The sequence below is a fragment of the Streptomyces sp. Tue6028 genome (genome assembly GCF_002300165.1).
Taxonomy (GTDB): domain Bacteria; phylum Actinomycetota; class Actinomycetes; order Streptomycetales; family Streptomycetaceae; genus Streptomyces; species Streptomyces siamensis.
In genome coordinates this window covers 77,187-92,766 of the sequence record NZ_MLCE01000015.1, presented here as the reverse complement: position 1 = coordinate 92,766, position 15,580 = coordinate 77,187, and the positions used below count along the sequence as shown (strand labels likewise).

Here is a 15,580-nt window from a genome sequence, read left to right as displayed (position 1 = left end):
TTCAGTGTCCCGGCACGTACCCGCGCTTCTTGTCGACGACGTTCTGGAGCGATTTGCCCGCCGCCCACCTCTCGTACAACTCCACGAACTGCATACCCAGTTCGTCCCGCCAGCCCACTGTGTCCCCGCTCATGTGCGGCGACACGATCAGTCCCGGGACCTGCCACAACGGGCTCTCCGGGCCGAGCGGTTCGTGTTCGAAGACATCGAGGGCCGCGCCCGCGATCCACCGCTTCGACAGCGCCTCGGCGAGCGCCTCCTCGACCACCAGCTGACCTCGTCCGATGTTGATGAAGCGGGCGGAGGGCTGCATCATGCCGAACCGCCGCGCGTCGAACATCCCGTACGTGTCCTCCGTCAGCGGCGCCGCGGACACCACCCAGTCGGCGCGCGCCATCAGCCGGTCCAGCTCCCCGGGGCCGTGGATCCCGGTGCGCGGGGTCCGCCCCACCAGCGCCGTCGTGATGTCGAGCGCCTTGAGCGTGCGGACGATCGCCCGCCCGATCGGGCCGGAGCCGACCACACAGGCGCGGGTGCCGGCCACCCGCTGCGACTCGCGGTGCCGCCACTCCCGCTGCCGCTGGAGGTCCCAGGTGTGCGGCAGGTCCTTCGCCATGGCGAGCACCAGCGCGGCGACGTACTCCGCGATCGGCTGGTCGAAGACACCGCGCGCGTTGGTCACCACCGTGTCCGAGTCGGTGAGCTCGGGACACATCAGATGATCCACGCCCGCGCTCGCCGTGTGCACCCAGCGCGGCCGCGGCCCCTCGCCCGGCCAGGCACGGCGTACGGCGTCCGAGGTGAAGTCCCACACCAGCAGTACGTCCGCGTACGGCAGCCGCTCGGCCAGTGTGGTCGCGTCGGCGTGCTCGATCTGCACCCGGCCGGTGAGTCTGCCGAGCCGGGGCGGCGGCTCGGCGTCCAGGACGAGCAGCCGGACCGGGGGCTGCGGGCCGGGCCCGTGAGGTGACGTGAAGCTGTTCATCGGGTGAAACCGTTTCGCAACGCGGGTCCGCTTTCCTGGGAAGGTGTGAGGCGGTTCTCCGGGGCGCCGGAGGCGGGATTCCCCGGCGGATCATGCGGTCGGACGTGCGCTCGGGGCCGTCTGAGATGCGCGGATTGACCACGCTCGCACCCGAACCTACCTTCGTCAACACGGGCCCACCTCCGGTCCGTTGTCCACCCGTTTCCCTTCGTGAGGCCGGTGACTGCGATGGATGTCTCCTTTCTCGGCGGTCCCCGCGAACAGCGCGGCATCGGCGTCGTCGCGCCCTTCGACTTCGCTCTCGACCGTGAGCTGTGGCGATGGGTGCCCGACGACGTCTCCCTGCATCTGACGCGTACCCCGTTCGTGCCGGTCGAGGTGAGTCTCGACCTGGCCCGGCTGGTCTCCGAGCACGAGACGCTCGGCGACGCGGTGCGCGCGCTGAACGCCGTCGCGCCCGAGGTCGTCGCGTACGCCTGCACCTCCGGCAGCTTCGTCGGCGGCGTCGCGGGCGAACGCGCCATGTGCGAGGCGATGACGCGGGCGGGCGCGGTCCCCTCGCTCACCACCTCCGGTGCCCTCCTCGACGCGCTGCAGGAGCTCGGCGCCCGGCGGATCGCCCTGGTCACCCCGTACACCGTCTCGGTCACCCAGTCCCTGGAGGAGTACCTGGCCGAAGCCGGCATCAGCGTCACCGGGCGGTCCTCGCTGGGCCTGACGCGGCACATCTGGAAGGTGCCGTACCGCGACGTGGTGACGATGGCCCGGTACGCGGCGCGCACCGCCGCCGACGCCCTCTTCATCAGCTGCACCAACCTTCCGACGTACGACGTCATCCCCCAATTGGAGGCCGAACTGCGCATCCCGGTGATCTCGGCCAACCAGGTGACGATGTGGGCGGCGCTGCGCCAGCTGGGTACCCGGGCGGTGGGCCCTTATCAGCGGCTGATGGACCAGTCCGCCCGTGGGGGACCGGTACTGCCGGAAGAACAGGAAGGTTGGGCATGACCGCACTCGGATTCCTCTACCCCGGTCATTCGGCCGAGGACGACTACCCGCGCATGGAGCAGCTGCTCGGCAGCGACATCCGCTTGGCCCTGGTCCACACGGACATCGGGGAGGACGCCCACCGCGTCGACGCGCTCCTGGAGATGGGCTCGGAGGCCAGGCTCGCGGCGGGCGTCGAGGAGCTGCGCCTGTCCGGTGCCGAAGCGGTGGTGTGGGCCTGCACCAGTGCCAGCTTCGTGTACGGCTGGCAGGGCGCCCACGACCAGGTCCGCGCCCTCGCCCGGGCGGCGGGTCTGCCCGCCTCCTCCACGTCCTTCGGCTTCGCGCACGCCGTGGGGGAGGTCGGCGCCCACCGCGTCGCGGTCGGGGCGACCTACCCCGACGACGTGGCCGCGCTCTTCGCCACGTTCCTGAAGGACGCGGGGGTGGAGGTCGTCGGTGTGCGCGGCTCGGGGATCGTCACGGCCGCGGAGGTCGGCACCTGGGGGCCCGACCAGGTCCTCGCGATGGCCCGCGCGGCCGATCACCCGGACGCGGAGGCCGTCCTGCTGCCGGACACGGCCCTGCACACCGCCTCGCACATCCCCGCCCTGGAGGAAGCCCTGGGCAAGCCGGTCCTCACCGCCAACCAGGTGACCGTGTGGGAGGCGCTCCGCCTGGCGGACCGCCGGGTCAACGCCCCCGACCTCGGCACGCTCTTCACGAGGGAGCCCATCGTGCAGATGCCGTAGGGCCTGCGAGTGCCGGACGGGCCAGGACCCGGCCCGTCCGGCACCGGGGAAGGGCTCCGTGAGCGGCTCCCGGCGCCGGGCCGCGGCCTGACACCGGGAATAAACGGAGACACCCTCCTGTTCGTACTCCGCGAACCACGCGTCGTACGCAAGCGAAAGCAGGAGGCACCCCGGTGGACGAGACGGACGAGACCCGAGGCACCGCGCTCGGCAGCGCACCCGTACCCCTGTCCGTACTGGACCTGGTCACGGTCGGCGCCGGCCGCACCGCGACGGACGCGCTGCGGACCAGCGTCGCCCTCTCGCGCCTCGCGGAGTCCCGCGGCTTCCACCGCTACTGGGTCGCCGAGCACCACTCGATGCCCGGCGTGGCCTCCTCCTCGCCCGCGGTGATCCTCGCCCACCTGGCCGCCCACACCACCCGCATCCGCCTCGGGTCGGGCGGAGTGATGCTCCCCAACCACGCTCCCCTGGTGATCGCGGAGCAGTTCGGCACCCTGGAGGCGCTGGCGCCGGGCCGGGTGGACCTGGGCCTGGGCCGTGCCCCCGGCACGGACGGCGCCACGGCGGCGGCCCTGCGCCGCGCCGACCGCCTCGACGAGGGCGCCGACGACTTCCCCCAGCAGCTCGCGGAACTCACCCGCTTCCTCGACGACGACTTCCCGGACGGCCACCCCTACACCCGTATCCACGCGGTCCCCGGCCCCGTCCAGTCGACCTCCCCGGGCGGCGTCCAGTCCCCGCACCGCCCGCCGATCTGGCTGCTGGGCTCCTCCGGCTTCAGCGCCCGCCTCGCCGGCGTCCTGGGCCTGCCGTTCGCCTTCGCCCACCACTTCTCGGCGCAGAACACGATCCCGGCCCTGGACCTGTACCGCGAGTCCTTCCGGCCGAGCGCCGTCCTCGACGCCCCGTACGCCCTCATCGGCGTCTCCGCCCTCGCCGCGGACGACGAGCGGGAGGCCCGCCGCCAGGTCATGGCCGCGGCCCTGAACATGGTCCGTCTGCGCACCGGCCGTCCGGGTCTGGTCCCGACGCCCGAGGAGGCGGAGGCGTACGACTACAGCCCGATGGAGCGGGAGTTCATCGACTCCTGGAACGTCAACGTCGTCCACGGCACGGCGGACGAGGTGCGGTCGGGTCTGGACGACCTCCAGAAGCGCACCGGCGCCGACGAGCTGATGATCACGAGCCACGCCCACAGCGGCGACCTGCGGCTGCGCTCGTACGAGCTGATCGCGGACGCCTACGGCCTGCCGAAGGCCTGAACCCGGCGGCCTCAGGCCTGCGCGCAGGCCTTGGTCAGCAGTGCGGAGATACGATCCGGCGCCACCGGCCGCGAGTACAGCCACCCCTGGCCGGTGTCGCATCCGATCCCGCGCAGCCGGGAGGCCTGCGAGGCGGTCTCCACGCACTCGGCGGTGACCGTCAGGCCGAGCCGGTGGGCCAGCTGGATGAGGGCCTCGACGATGACCTCGTCGGCCGCGCCCGCCTGCGCGGCCGAGCCTTCGCCGCCCTGGGCACCGCCGTCGGGGGCCTCGTACTGGAAGCCGCGGACGAACGAGCCGTCCAGCTTCAGCACGGACACCGGCAGACGACTGAGGTAGGCCAGGTTCGAGTAGCCCGTGCCGAAGTCGTCGATGGCGATGCGGACGCCCATGTCGCTGAGCGACTGGAGCGCCTGCAGCGGGCGGCCCGCCGAGCCCATCACCGCGGACTCGGTGAGCTCCAGCTGGAGCAGGTGCGGCGCGAGGCCGGTCTCCGCGAGGATCTCCGCCACGTCCGCGACCAGGTCGGAGTCCCACACCTGTCGGACCGCGACGTTGACGCTGACGAAGATCGGCGGCGCGTCCGGGTGGTCCAGCTGCCAGCGGCGGGCCTGCCGGCACGCCGTGGCGAGCACCCAGCGGCCGAGCTGCACGATCGAGCCGTCCTCCTCCGCCAGTCCGATGAACCGATTCGGCGTCAGCGTGCCGAACTGCGGGTGGTGCCAGCGGACGAGCGCCTCGACCCCGCGCACTCCGCCGTCCTCCATGCCCACCAACGGCTGGTACTCCAGGGCGAATTCACCCCGGTCCACGGCCGCGCGCAGGGTGGAGGAGAGGGCCTGGCGGGTCATGCGGTGGGCGTTGCGCTCCGGGTCGAACAGGGTCCAGCGGCCCTTGCCGTCGGCCTTCGCCCAGTACAGCGTCGTGTCGGCGGCCTGCATCAGACCGGTCGCGGTCGTGCCGGTGGCGCGCCGCTCGACCACCCCGATCGACGCGGACAGCGACAGCCGCTGGCCGGAGAGGTCGAAGGGGGCCTGGAGCGCCTTGAGGACGGATTCGGCGAGGTCCGCCACCTGGTCGGTCCCCGTGGAGTCCTCGACGAGCAGCGCGAATTCGTCGCCGCCCAGTCTGGCCACCAGGGGAGTGGCCGCTCTCGTGTACCCCGCCTCGTCGGCGCAGCGCGTCAGCCGTTCGGCGACGGCCGCGAGCAGCCGGTCCCCGACCCGGTGGCCGAGTGTGTCGTTGACCGCCTTGAACCCGTCGAGGTCCAGATAGCAGAGCCCGATCCGGCCGGTGCCGCCCTCCTCGTACGCCTCCGCCTCCAGCGCGGCCGACAGACGCTCGAAGAACAGCGCGCGGTTCGGCAGCCGGGTCACCGGGTCGTGCATCTGCAAGTGGCGCAGACGGGCCTGGAGTTCACGCCGGGCGCTGATGTCGGTGACGGACAGCAGGACCGCGGGCTCCTGGGGCGACAGCGGAGCGACCGTGACCTGGACCCAGAGGGAGTGGCCGTCGGGATGCTTGAGACGGCGGGTGAAACGCAGCCGTGCCTGGCGTCCGCGCAGCACCTCGCGGTACGCGTGCCAGGTGCGGGCGTCGGACGCCAGGTCGACCAGGTCGGCGGCGTTCTTGCCGGGGAGCGTCCCGGCCCTGGCGCCCAGCAGCGTGCTCAGCGACGCGTTGGCGGTGACGACGAGCCCCTCGCGGTCGACGACGGCCATGGCGAGGGGGGCCGCGGCGAACGCGGCCTGATGGGTGCGGGGTGACGTTCCGTCGGGTGCGGCGGCCGCACCGGGGAGGGGCTCGCCCGGGACGTACGAGGCGTCAGGGACCCCAGGTGCGACGGATGTGCCCGGAGGGGAGGCAGAGGATCGGGACGTGCCGTGATGCGCCTCGGCCGACGCACGAGGAGATGACTCGATGTGACGCTCTGTGACGGCCGGCCGGACGAGGTCTGCCGCGGGCGCCTGCCCTTCGGAGGTTCCGCTCACCGCTCGCTCCCGCAGTGCACTCGTTCTTCGTATGGGTCTCTCGGGGCGGTCGACCGGTGAGGGACGGCCGCACAAGCCGTGTCCGTGCAGGAAAGTGCCGATCATAGAGGCTGGCCTCGGGGCATCGCAGCCACTGTCCAGTGTCCCGGAACAACCACCCGTTCTGACAGATCGTTTCTGCCTGCATCTGAACGGGTTCCTTCCTTGCGCAGACCGCATGTGACGTTGCGTGAGTGCTCGGGGTGTCGGCCCCGGATGGCCCTCACCCTTCTGGTGCAGACAAACAGGGCGAAGTATGGCGAACTCGCCCAGGCTGGGTGCGGTATCCCCGAATCCGCATCCGGAGGTCCACGTGCTGCGTCCGCTCCCCCTGCGGGGTCTCGCCCGGGAGACCCGTCGCGGTTTCAGCCGCGAGGTCCGTCGGGGTTTCACCCGCGAGGCATTGCGGGGCCTCGCTCGTGACGGGGCGCCACGCTGGCGCAGCACCGCGGCCGTGTTCACCTCGATGACGGCGCTCGCCGCGACCTCGCTGGTGCCGGGACCCGCCCTGGCCGAACCCCACTCGGCCCCGTGCGCGCTGGAGCGGACCGACGCGCACCACTCCGAAGGCGTGGACACCTGGAACTCCGCCTACGTGCGCCCCACTCACCCGCTCGACGCGGTGATGGTCTTCCTGTCCTTCCCGGACGCGCGTCCGCTCACCACCCCCGCCGAACTGGCCGCCGACCATTTCCCGGCCACCAGCGACTTCTTCGAGCGTGCCTCGTACGGCAGGTTCACCCTGCGCGCGCACCCGCAGCCCCGCTGGATCCGGATGCCGCACCCCTCCACGTCGTACGCCATACAGCGCGACTGGGACCCGGAGGACCGCGCCGCCTATCTGCGCGACGCACTCGCCGCGGCCGACAAGCAGGTCGACTTCTCGCGCTACGACATCGTCTACTTCGTCGCCGACCCGGACGCGCCGGGCGTCGACTCGGACGCCACGAAGGTCGTGAACCTCGACACACCCCTGCACGCCGACGGCAAGGACATCCACCGGGTCGTCACGGTCTTCGAGAAGCACCCGCCGGACCGGCTCGTCCTCGCCCACGAGACGGGCCACGTCTTCGACCTGCCCGACCTCTATCACCGGCCCTCCGACGGCAAGAGCGACTGGGACACCTATGTCGGTGACTGGGACCTCATGGGCAGCCAGTTCGGGCTCGCCCCGGACCTGTTCGCCTGGCACAAGTGGAAGCTGGGCTGGCTGGACCCGCACCAAGTGGCGTGTGTCCAGGGCCCGGGCAGTACCCGGCTGACGCTGGAGCCGCTGGGGCAAGGACCGGACACCGCGGGTGTGGCTGCGGGTGCCGGTGCGGGAGCGCTGGGTGCCGGCGCCGGTGCGGCCGCGGCTGCCGGTGCCGCCGCCAGAGGTGCCGCCGCCAGAGGTGCTGCCGCTGCGGGGTCGGCCGCCAGGGGCGCTGCCGCCGCGGGTGCGCTCGCGGCCGGGTCGGGCATCTCCATGGCGGCCGCGTCCAAGGGCGTCCGCGCGGGAGCCTCCGACCCCGGCGCTTCCGGACCGGGCAGCGGCTCGGGCGCCCCGCTCCCGGATGCGAGCGGCTCGGGCGCGTCCCTGCCGAGTGCGAGCGGCTCGGGTGCCCCGCTCCCGGGTGCGAGCGGCTCGGGCGTACCCCTTCCGGGTGCGAGCGGCTCGCCCCTCCCGAGTGTGAGCGGCTCGGGTGCCTCCGGGCCGGACACCTCCGGATCCGGTGCCTTCGCGGCGCCGTCCCCCGGCGCGGGCCTCCCGGACGGGCGGAACTTCGGGGCCGGCCGGGGCACCAAGCTGGCGGTGGTCCCCACCGGCCCGGACAGCGCCCTCGCCTTCGAGGTGCGCGCCCCGGGCGGGAACGACGGCGCGACCTGCGCCCAGGGAGTGCTCGTCTACCGCGTGCACAGCGGGGCCGCGTCGGGCGGCGGCCCCATCGAGGTCGTCGACGCGCACCCGCACACCGAGTCCTGCTGGGAGGAATCGGTGTACCCGCCGCTCGCGGACGCACCCGTGGGGCTCGGGGAGAGCTTCACGGTGCCGGGCGAGAACGTCCGCGTCGAGGTCGAGGGCCGTACGCCCTCGGGTGCGTGGACGGTGCGGATCACGACCGGCTGAGCCGGATCGCGCCGACCGAGGGGGAGCGCGTCGGCTGGGGGAACGCGTCTGCCGAGGGGGATCGCGTCGGCTTGGGGGAGTGCGTCGACCGAGCGGGATTGCGCCGGGCGCGGCGGAGGACGATCGGCGCGGGCGGGTGGCCGGCGCCGGCGGGGCGGGCGGCACGGAGGGGCGGGACGATGTGCTGTCGGCCGTTCGGGTGAATGCCGCGGGGTCGTCGTGCGCGAACATGACGATGGCGAGACCGGATGCGTTTCCGCGATCCTGCCTCGCCATCGTGAGCGTGCGCCGCCAGGGACTCGAACCCCGGACCCGCTGATTAAGAGTCAGCTGCTCTAACCAACTGAGCTAGCGGCGCCTGCTGACGTCGTAGACCTTAGCATCCTGATCGGCGGGAGGAAAAATCGATATGCGGACCGCGGCGGAGGCGGCCGCACGGGCCGCCCGGACGGCCGCCCAGAGCAGGATCTCGGGGCCCGGGAGCCACGGATGGCGGGTGTCGGGCGCGACGAGCCAGCGGGATTCCAGCCGCTCGGCGGGGTGCGGTCCCGAGGTGTCGGGGGTCGGTGCGGGCACGGTCACCGCGTCGCCCGTGCCGTGGCAGAGCAGGGGCGGGACCGCTCCGCACCGGCCCGCGTGCACGGTGCTCCCCGGGCGTCCGGCGTCACGGGAGCCCCACTCCTCCCACTCGAAGAGCGACGGCAGCCGTTGCGCCGTGCCGGGCGCGGCGAACAGCATCATCCGCCCCCGGTACGCGGCCACCGGCCCCGAGCCCGGCCCCTCCTCCCACAGTCGGTCGAGCATCCGGCGCCCGAAGATCGCGGGGGCGCTGACCACGTCGAAGGCGGTGCCGCAGGGCAGGACGACCGGGGCGTGCGGGCGCTCCGCCCAGAGGGCGAGGGTGCTGCGCGGATACGCCCCCGCGGAGGCGAGCCAGGCGGCGCCCTCGGGCGTGGCCCCGCAGATGTCGGACCGGCCGGGCGACGCCGACGGGCCGCCGGGGGCGTGGGCGGTGGTGAGATCCGGGTTCCGAGTGCCGCTCATGCCGACTACATCTACCGGCGGTGAGCGGTCCGTCTCCGAGGGTTGCCGGAAACCGGGACAGGGAGGGGCGGGGTGGAGTATTTTGCGTGCCCCTCTGGCATATGCCGAAGGGTGGCCGTGTCGGGCCGGGGCGTGACCCGCGCCGTGCGCGCGGGCCGACCCGGCCGGGCCACGGGCTCACAGAGGGTCGACGACCCCGTGTCCGTGCCCGTTCCCCTCGACGCCCCGCAGCAGATCGCGGCCGAACTCGACCATCTTCTTCGCGTAGTCCTCGGTCCATTCGGCGCGTTCGCCGATGGCGGCGGGGGTGAGCCGGTCGAAGCGGCGCGGGTCGGCGAGCTGTGCCGCGGCGATCGCCTGGAACTCGACGGCGCGGTCGGCGGCGGCCCGGAACGCCTGCGTCAGCTCCGTGGCGCGGTCCAGCAGCGCGCGCGGGTCGTCGATCGACTCCAGGTCGAAGAAGTGCTCCGGATCCCCGGCGGCCTCCGCGGGCTCGAAGAGCAGGGGCGCGGGGCGTAGCCGCGGTTCGTTCCGACGCGGCGTGGGCTCCGCCATGTCTTCTCCTCCTCGTACGGTTGGGAACCCGCCTTGTGGGTGGGCCATCGTCCATTGTCCCCCGGCCGCGCAAGTGGGCCGCGGACGACGGGACCCGAGCGTGGACGGGCCTGTCCGGTCCGCTGCCGCGGTCGCCGACGGCCGTACGCGGTCACCGGCGATCGTGCGTGGTCACCGGACCGCGTGCGTCCCCGGCGGGTGCGCGGGTCCCCGGTCGGCCCCGGTCGGTCATCCGCGTCCACGCGCGCTCGCCCGTTTCCTGCACCGGTGCCGTCCTTTTCCTGCACCGGTGCCGCCCGTGTCCCGCACCACGGCTGCCCGCGTCCGGTACCGCGGCCGGTCAGGGCCGCCAGCTCACCCGATGCTCCGCCAGGTGCGACAACACCGCGTGATTGGCTTCCCAACCATCCGGAAACTTCACCGTGACGCCCAGTTGCACGGGCTCGGTCGACGGATGGTCGTCCAGCAGCTCCGTCACGCCCTCCCGGCACACCACGATGCACGCGTGCCGGTGCCGGGACGCCAGTACGCACAACCGTCCCGTCTCCAGGTGGAAGGCGGTCGCGTCGGGGCGCCCGGACAGCGGGTGCAGCACCACCGTCACGTCGAACTCCCGGCCCTGCAGCCGGTTCGCCGTGTCCACGGTGACGTCGGCGACGCCGAGATCCGTCAGTGCGGCCCGCACGGCCGCGGCCTGGTCCCGGTGCGCCGTGCCGACCGCGATCCGGTCGGCGGTCAGCGGCACCGGCTCCCCGGACCGCTCCGAGGTGGCGGCGCCGCCCCGGTCGAGCAGCCGCCGCACGACCTGTGCCACGGCCCGCACCGCCTCGGGGTCGGTGCGCGGAGTGTGCCGGGCCGGCAGCTCCAGCAGCCCCCAACCGGCGCGCGCCGCCTCGTCGATGACCCGGTCGGGACCCGAACCGTCCGAGGCGACCGCGAAGTCGAGCCGCCGGTCCTCGTGTCCCGTCCCGCTGCGGAACGGCGTGTACGGGTAGAACGCGTCGGACACCAGCGGTGCCGCGGACGCGGGCAGCCGCCAGGACACCGGCAGACGGTGCTGCGGGAGCTCGGGATTGTGGGCGAGCAGCGTGGTCACCGCGGAGGCCGACGGGTCGTACGACAGCCCCGCCCACTGCTCCGCGCCGACGATGGCGAACGGGTCCAACTGGCCCGGGTCGCCGACGAACAGGGCCCGCTCGAAGAGCCCCGCCACGGCCAGCAGCGCGTCCGACCGCATCTGGTACGCCTCGTCGACGATCGCGTGCCGCCACGGCTCCACGCCCTTGACGTGGGCCCACTTGGCCGCGGTGGAGATGACCACGTCGAGGCCCGCCAGGTCGGCGGCCTTCGTCGACTTGCGCACGTTGTCCAGGCCGTCGAGGGCCTTGTCGTACGGGTCGGAGTCGCTGCTGTGCAGACGGCCGACGGACACCTCGGCGTCCTTCTCGGCGAGCCGCAGCACCAGGTCGTCGACCTGGGCGTTGGTCTGCGCGATGACCATCAACGGCCTTCCCGCGGCCGCGAGTTCGAGCGCCGCCCGGACGACCAGCGTGGACTTCCCGGCACCGGGCGGGGAGTCCACCACGACACCGCGGTGCGTGCCGTGCAGCGTGTCGTGCAGGATCGCGTCGGTGGCGCGGGCCGCCGCGGCACCGGGATCGAAGACGGTGGTCACAGGATGTCCTCCGGCGTCGTCGGATCCGGCAGGGGCACCGCGTCGGGCTCGCCCGGAGGCCCGCCGTGCGTCCACGGTGTCTCCTCCGGGTCGGGCAGCTTCGCGCCGCCCCGCTGCTCGTGCTCGAAGAGCGTGAAGCACACGAGGTCGCCCTTCTCGGGCACGGATCCGGCGTCGGGCTCCTTGCCGCGGCCCATCTTGTCGACGATGCGCAGCACCACGAGGACGTCGCCGCCGTCCGGGTCCTGGGCGGACGTCACGTCCCCGCCGGACGGCGCGGTGCCGTCGGCCTCCGCGGTCCGGTCGGACTCGTCGGCTCCGGCGGACTTCCCGGCCCCGGGGAGCGTCTCGTGGCCGACGAACTCCGCGGACTGCGGCTTACCGCCCAGTGAGCGGTACACCTTGACGCGTTCCCCCAGATACGGCCGGTCGTCCGTGCGTACCGTCACCAGCGGGCGCGGACTGGGCCGCTTGCCCTCGCTGTACGCCATGACCACGTCGACGACCTCGCCCGCGAAGGCCTCTCCGGCGAGCCGGCGGCCGGCCATGACGAGCGGGTCGTCCAGGGCCTCCTGGGCTTCCAGGCGGGCCTGTTCGCGCTCGCGTGTCGCGAGTTTGTTCGCCGCGGTGACCGCGTCGTCCCGGCGGGGCTGCGGCGGCTCTCCGGCGGACACCCGGTCGCGGTGCCCGGTGAACGACCAGCGGTCGCGGGTCCAGCGGTCGGCGGCGTGCGCGCCCTCGGGCAGCCCGCGCAACAGGTCGAGGCCACGCCACACCGCGTCCCAGGTGGGACGGGCGACGTCGGCCACCAGGTCGCGGATCTCCTGCTCGGCGGCGGTGACGAGGCCGAGCCGGTCGTCCGCCTCGACACCGTCCTCGGCGGCGGCGAACGCGGCACGCGCGCGGTCGTAGCGCTCGATGGCCGGAGCCAGCAGCTGGTTGTCGAAGGCGGGGTCCGTGGCCGGTCCGGCGGGCGGGCAGACGAGCTGTCCCCGTGCGTCGCGCGTCGTCCCCGCGCGCAGCGCGGCCTCCGCGCCCAGCATCCCCTCGGGCGGGTCGATCCACGCGAGCAGCGCGCCCAGGTGCTGGTCCTCCAGACTGCTCTGGCCGGTGGCCCAGTGCCGGGACAGTACGTCGGTGAGGGCGAGCAGCAGTGCGGAGCCGGGCACCCGGGCCCGCTCCGCGTAGTGCGTGAGCCACCGGCCGAACAACGGGACCCGGGGCGGTGCCGGATGGGGCGTCTCCGGGTCCTGCTCGGCGGTGCGCCGGAAGCGGGTGGAGCGGCCGAGCAGCCGTACGAACTCGATGCCCGGCCGGCTCGGGACGATCAGCTGCGGGGCGTCCGCGCACAGTTCGACCTCGACCTTGACGCGCTTGCCGGTCTCCGGGTCCGTCTCGCTGCGCTCGGCCGGCTCGACGGCGTCCGCGTACGTGTCGATGTACGGGAGTACGACGTCGGCCAGCTCGGCGAGGAACGCGGACCGCAGGTCCCGGTCCCGGGGCTGCGGCACGACCAGCAGCCGGGGGGCGTCCCGGTCGGTTCCCACCAGCGCGCCGAGCGGTGCCCCGGCCTCGCCCGCGGTGGTCAGCGGCACCAGCACGAGCGGCCGTTCGGTGAGGTGCCGGTGCCGCACGGTGGCGGCGGGCTGGGCCCGTCCGCTCTCCACGGCTTCGAGCCGGGCGAGGGTGGCGATCAGCGACATGCGGCGCCCTCCAGGGCTTCGGACGCACCCGCGCCGGCGGGGTGGCCGTCCAGGGCCTCGGCCCGCAGCCGGGCCGCCCGCCGCAGCATGGCGACCGCCGGGTCGCGCGGGTCGCCCGCCTCGCCGTGCGCCGCCGCGAGGACGTCCGTGACCGAGGTCAGGCCGCCGAGCTCCGAGCGCAGCGAGCGGCCCAGGGATGTGACCGCACCCTCGGCGAGCGCGCGGTCGCGGCAGTGGAAGGCCAGGTCGCAGGCGGACAGGCACTCGGGGGCGTACGCCGCCGGGACCGCTTCGACGGCGGTCGTCAGCTCGGCGGCGGGGAGGTCAGGGGAGAAGCAGGTGCCCTCGGGCAGGGCGGCGGCGATGTCCTCGACGCGGGTGAGGCGGGCGAGCTGGCGCCTGGTGACCGCGCGCTGCTTGCGGATGTCGACGGCGGAGGCGGCCGGCAGGTTGGAGAAGTCCTTGGGGCACACCAGGAGGATCCGGTGGGAGACCTCGGGGGCGCCGGTCCGGGCGCCGTGCGCAGGGGGCGCCCCGGCCGGGACGGCCGTGTCCGGTGCCTCGGCCGGCGCGGGAGGGACGGCCGTGTCCGGCTCCCCGGCCCCCCGCGCGGCCGCGGCGTGCTCCTCCGGCGGTGTGCCGAGGCGGGCGGCGACCTCCTCCAGGGCCAGGACGTACACGGCGGACTGCCGGGCGGCGGCGCCCACCTTCGCCGGGTCCGCCGAACCGTCGAGCATCGGGAAGGACTTGATCTCGACGACCGTCCAGCGGCCGTCGGGGTGCACGACCACGGCGTCCGGCTCCAGGAAGGCGGGGGAGCCGGCGACGTCGAGGGCGAGCATGGGGTGGTCGAGCAGCGTCCAGACACCGGCCCCGGTGGCCTCGCGCAGCGCGAGCGCCGTCCGGGCGGCGCGTCCCTCGGGGCCGACGGCGCCCAGGTCGGGCACGACACCGGCCGTGGGAGGCTCGGCGCGCGGGTCCAGCCGCTCGTGCACCAGCCGCAGCAGCTCCGCGCCGCCGTCGGCCTTGACCCGTGCCTCGAACGCGTTGCCGCGCATGAAGGCGAACTGCGACTGCCCGAAGCCGGACGGCGCCCCCAGCGCGCCGGCCAGCTTCGCCTTGTCCACGCCCGCGCCGTCGAGCAGGGCGCGCCGCTCGCACCCGGGGTTCGCGGCGAGCGCCGCGAGGGCGCGCGCGTCGAGGGACTTGGGCGGTACGTCCGGGCCGCGCAGCTCAGCGAGCCGCTGCCGGAGCCCCGTCCCCCGCGTCCGTGGGAGAGGCACCCGGTTCGGCTCCCGGCCCGGTTCGGGACTCGCGCTGTCGGGGAATTCGCTCACCCGCGGAAGTCTGGCACCCCGCACTGACAATTGAGGAACCTGTGGTGCCCGAGGCGGTGGCGGACCGCCGGAACCGCGCGACCAGCCGCGTCCTCGCCCGGTCCGCCAGCCGCAACACCACGGGGGTCAGCAGCAGACCTGCCCCCATCACCGCGGCACCGGCGACGGCGTCGAGGAAGTAGTGGTTCGCGGTGCCCATCACGACGATCGTGGTGAGCAGCGGATACGCGACACCCGCGAGCCGGGCGAGCGGTGTGCGGCCGTGGCGCCACAGCATCACACCGCACCACAGCGCCCAGCCCACGTGCAGGCTCGGCATCGCCGCGTACTGGTTGGTCATGCCGCCCAGGCCCCGCGGCGCGCTCGCCTCGCCGCCCCACCAGCCGTACGAGCTGTACTGGGCCATCGTGTCCACGAAGCCGTGGCCCTCGGACAGCAGCCGGGGCGGGCAGGTCGGCAGCAGCGTGAAGCCGATCAGGCCGATGAAGGTCGAGGTCATCAGCCAGGTGCGGGCCGCGCGGTAGTGCGCGGTCCGGGAGCGGAAGAGCCAGACGAGGAGCACGGGCGTCACCAGGTAGTGCAGCGACGCGTACCAGAAGTCGGCCGGGACGCCGAGCCAGGCCTCGCGGGTGAACAGCCGGTTCAGCGGGTGCTCGGCGTTGAGGTGGAGGACCTTCTCGATGCGCAGGATCTCCAGGCCGTGGTCGACCGCGCTGGAGGTGTCGCCGCGGGCGAGCAGCCGGCCCGCCGAGTACGACGCGTACACCAGCAGGATCAGCGGCAGTTCGGTCCACCAGCGCAGGCGCGCGTGCGCTCCCGAGACGTCGCGCAGGTCGGTCCACCTGCGAAACCGGGCGCGTGGTGCCGTCCCGGTACGCGGTGCATCGGTCTGCGGCATCCGATCGCCCTCCCCCATCTGCTTCTGCTGTGACCCCACAGTCTGCACAGTGTCTGGAGACGATCGGTGGCCGCATGCGATTTTACGGTGTATGTGAACGCCCTCGGTGGGCGCCCCCGGCCCTCAAAGACGCGGAGATCGCCCGCCGGGTTGCCCCGCGGACCCGTGAGCGATGATGGAGTGACCCCCTCGCTCGTCGCCGAGTGACCCGTTCTCCCTGTCTCACTCGTCCCGGAAAGGTC

The 15,580-nt window shown here is 73.7% G+C and carries 12 protein-coding genes and 1 tRNA gene; 4 read left to right on the top strand and 9 right to left on the bottom strand.

All coding sequences use genetic code 11. The features are described from left to right. Position 1 precedes the first annotated feature (1 nt). Complete coding sequence (locus tag BKI49_RS13780; protein WP_095934554.1) at positions 2 to 985, bottom strand: D-2-hydroxyacid dehydrogenase; 984 nt, start codon at positions 983 to 985, stop codon at positions 2 to 4. 228 nt (positions 986 to 1,213) lie between these two features. On the opposite strand from BKI49_RS13780, the gene BKI49_RS13775 reads away from it, so the two are divergent. The 3 genes from BKI49_RS13775 to BKI49_RS13765 all read left to right on the top strand — a co-directional run bounded on the left by BKI49_RS13775 (position 1,214) and on the right by BKI49_RS13765 (position 3,989). Next, positions 1,214 to 1,993, top strand: a complete 780-nt coding sequence (locus tag BKI49_RS13775; RefSeq protein ID WP_179332437.1) for a maleate cis-trans isomerase family protein — start codon at positions 1,214 to 1,216, stop codon at positions 1,991 to 1,993. Continuing rightward, on the top strand, positions 1,990 to 2,724 hold the full coding sequence (locus BKI49_RS13770) for a maleate cis-trans isomerase family protein (protein WP_095934552.1): 735 nt from the start codon (positions 1,990 to 1,992) through the stop codon (positions 2,722 to 2,724). Before BKI49_RS13775 ends, BKI49_RS13770 begins: the two co-directional genes overlap by 4 nt. A gap of 173 nt (positions 2,725 to 2,897) precedes the next feature. Further along, positions 2,898 to 3,989, top strand: a complete 1,092-nt coding sequence (locus tag BKI49_RS13765) for an LLM class flavin-dependent oxidoreductase (protein WP_095934551.1) — start codon at positions 2,898 to 2,900, stop codon at positions 3,987 to 3,989. A gap of 11 nt (positions 3,990 to 4,000) precedes the next feature. Here BKI49_RS13765 and BKI49_RS13760 read toward each other — a convergent pair whose 3' ends face one another. After that, positions 4,001 to 5,980, bottom strand: coding sequence for a putative bifunctional diguanylate cyclase/phosphodiesterase (locus tag BKI49_RS13760; RefSeq protein ID WP_257004780.1), 1,980 nt, complete (start codon positions 5,978 to 5,980; stop codon positions 4,001 to 4,003). A 493-nt stretch (positions 5,981 to 6,473) separates the two neighbouring features. On the opposite strand from BKI49_RS13760, the gene BKI49_RS35820 reads away from it, so the two are divergent. Then, complete coding sequence (locus BKI49_RS35820) at positions 6,474 to 8,126, top strand: M6 family metalloprotease domain-containing protein (RefSeq protein ID WP_257004779.1); 1,653 nt, start codon at positions 6,474 to 6,476, stop codon at positions 8,124 to 8,126. 284 nt (positions 8,127 to 8,410) lie between these two features. On the opposite strand, the gene BKI49_RS13740 is transcribed toward BKI49_RS35820, so the two are convergent. The 7 genes from BKI49_RS13740 to BKI49_RS13710 form a co-directional block, all read right to left on the bottom strand. Further along, positions 8,411 to 8,484 (bottom strand) — tRNA-Lys (locus tag BKI49_RS13740). Next, positions 8,475 to 9,170, bottom strand: a complete 696-nt coding sequence (locus BKI49_RS13735; protein WP_095934548.1) for a bifunctional DNA primase/polymerase — start codon at positions 9,168 to 9,170, stop codon at positions 8,475 to 8,477. Before BKI49_RS13735 ends, BKI49_RS13740 begins: the two co-directional genes overlap by 10 nt. A 177-nt stretch (positions 9,171 to 9,347) precedes the next feature. Continuing rightward, on the bottom strand, positions 9,348 to 9,725 hold the full coding sequence (locus BKI49_RS13730; RefSeq protein WP_095934547.1) for a hypothetical protein: 378 nt from the start codon (positions 9,723 to 9,725) through the stop codon (positions 9,348 to 9,350). Between the two features lie 340 nt (positions 9,726 to 10,065). Further along, positions 10,066 to 11,400, bottom strand: coding sequence for an AAA domain-containing protein (locus BKI49_RS13725; protein ID WP_095934546.1), 1,335 nt, complete (start codon positions 11,398 to 11,400; stop codon positions 10,066 to 10,068). Then, positions 11,397 to 13,103: a hypothetical protein gene (locus BKI49_RS13720; protein WP_095934545.1), complete on the bottom strand. Its 1,707-nt coding sequence runs from the start codon at positions 13,101 to 13,103 to the stop codon at positions 11,397 to 11,399. Before BKI49_RS13720 ends, BKI49_RS13725 begins: the two co-directional genes overlap by 4 nt. Then, positions 13,094 to 14,386, bottom strand: coding sequence for a hypothetical protein (locus BKI49_RS13715; RefSeq protein ID WP_095934544.1), 1,293 nt, complete (start codon positions 14,384 to 14,386; stop codon positions 13,094 to 13,096). The genes BKI49_RS13720 and BKI49_RS13715 overlap by 10 nt, the downstream gene beginning before the upstream one ends. Continuing rightward, positions 14,337 to 15,338 carry a phosphatase PAP2 family protein gene (locus tag BKI49_RS13710; RefSeq protein ID WP_095934543.1) on the bottom strand — a complete coding sequence of 334 codons (1,002 nt, stop codon included), beginning with the start codon at positions 15,336 to 15,338 and terminating at the stop codon, positions 14,337 to 14,339. The genes BKI49_RS13715 and BKI49_RS13710 overlap by 50 nt, the downstream gene beginning before the upstream one ends. Between the last annotated feature and the right edge of the window lie 242 nt (positions 15,339 to 15,580).

Excerpts from the sequence above, each read along its gene's own strand:
- BKI49_RS13780 (WP_095934554.1), bottom strand. The coding sequence starts at position 985 with ATGAACAGCTTCACGTCACCTCACGGGCCCGGCCCGCAGCCCCCGGTC.
- BKI49_RS13775 (WP_179332437.1), top strand. The coding sequence starts at position 1,214 with ATGGATGTCTCCTTTCTCGGCGGTCCCCGCGAACAGCGCGGCATCGGC.
- BKI49_RS13770 (WP_095934552.1), top strand. The coding sequence starts at position 1,990 with ATGACCGCACTCGGATTCCTCTACCCCGGTCATTCGGCCGAGGACGAC.
- BKI49_RS13735 (WP_095934548.1), bottom strand. The coding sequence starts at position 9,170 with ATGAGCGGCACTCGGAACCCGGATCTCACCACCGCCCACGCCCCCGGC.
- BKI49_RS13730 (WP_095934547.1), bottom strand. The coding sequence starts at position 9,725 with ATGGCGGAGCCCACGCCGCGTCGGAACGAACCGCGGCTACGCCCCGCG.
- BKI49_RS13720 (WP_095934545.1), bottom strand. The coding sequence starts at position 13,103 with ATGTCGCTGATCGCCACCCTCGCCCGGCTCGAAGCCGTGGAGAGCGGA.
- BKI49_RS13710 (WP_095934543.1), bottom strand. The coding sequence starts at position 15,338 with ATGCCGCAGACCGATGCACCGCGTACCGGGACGGCACCACGCGCCCGG.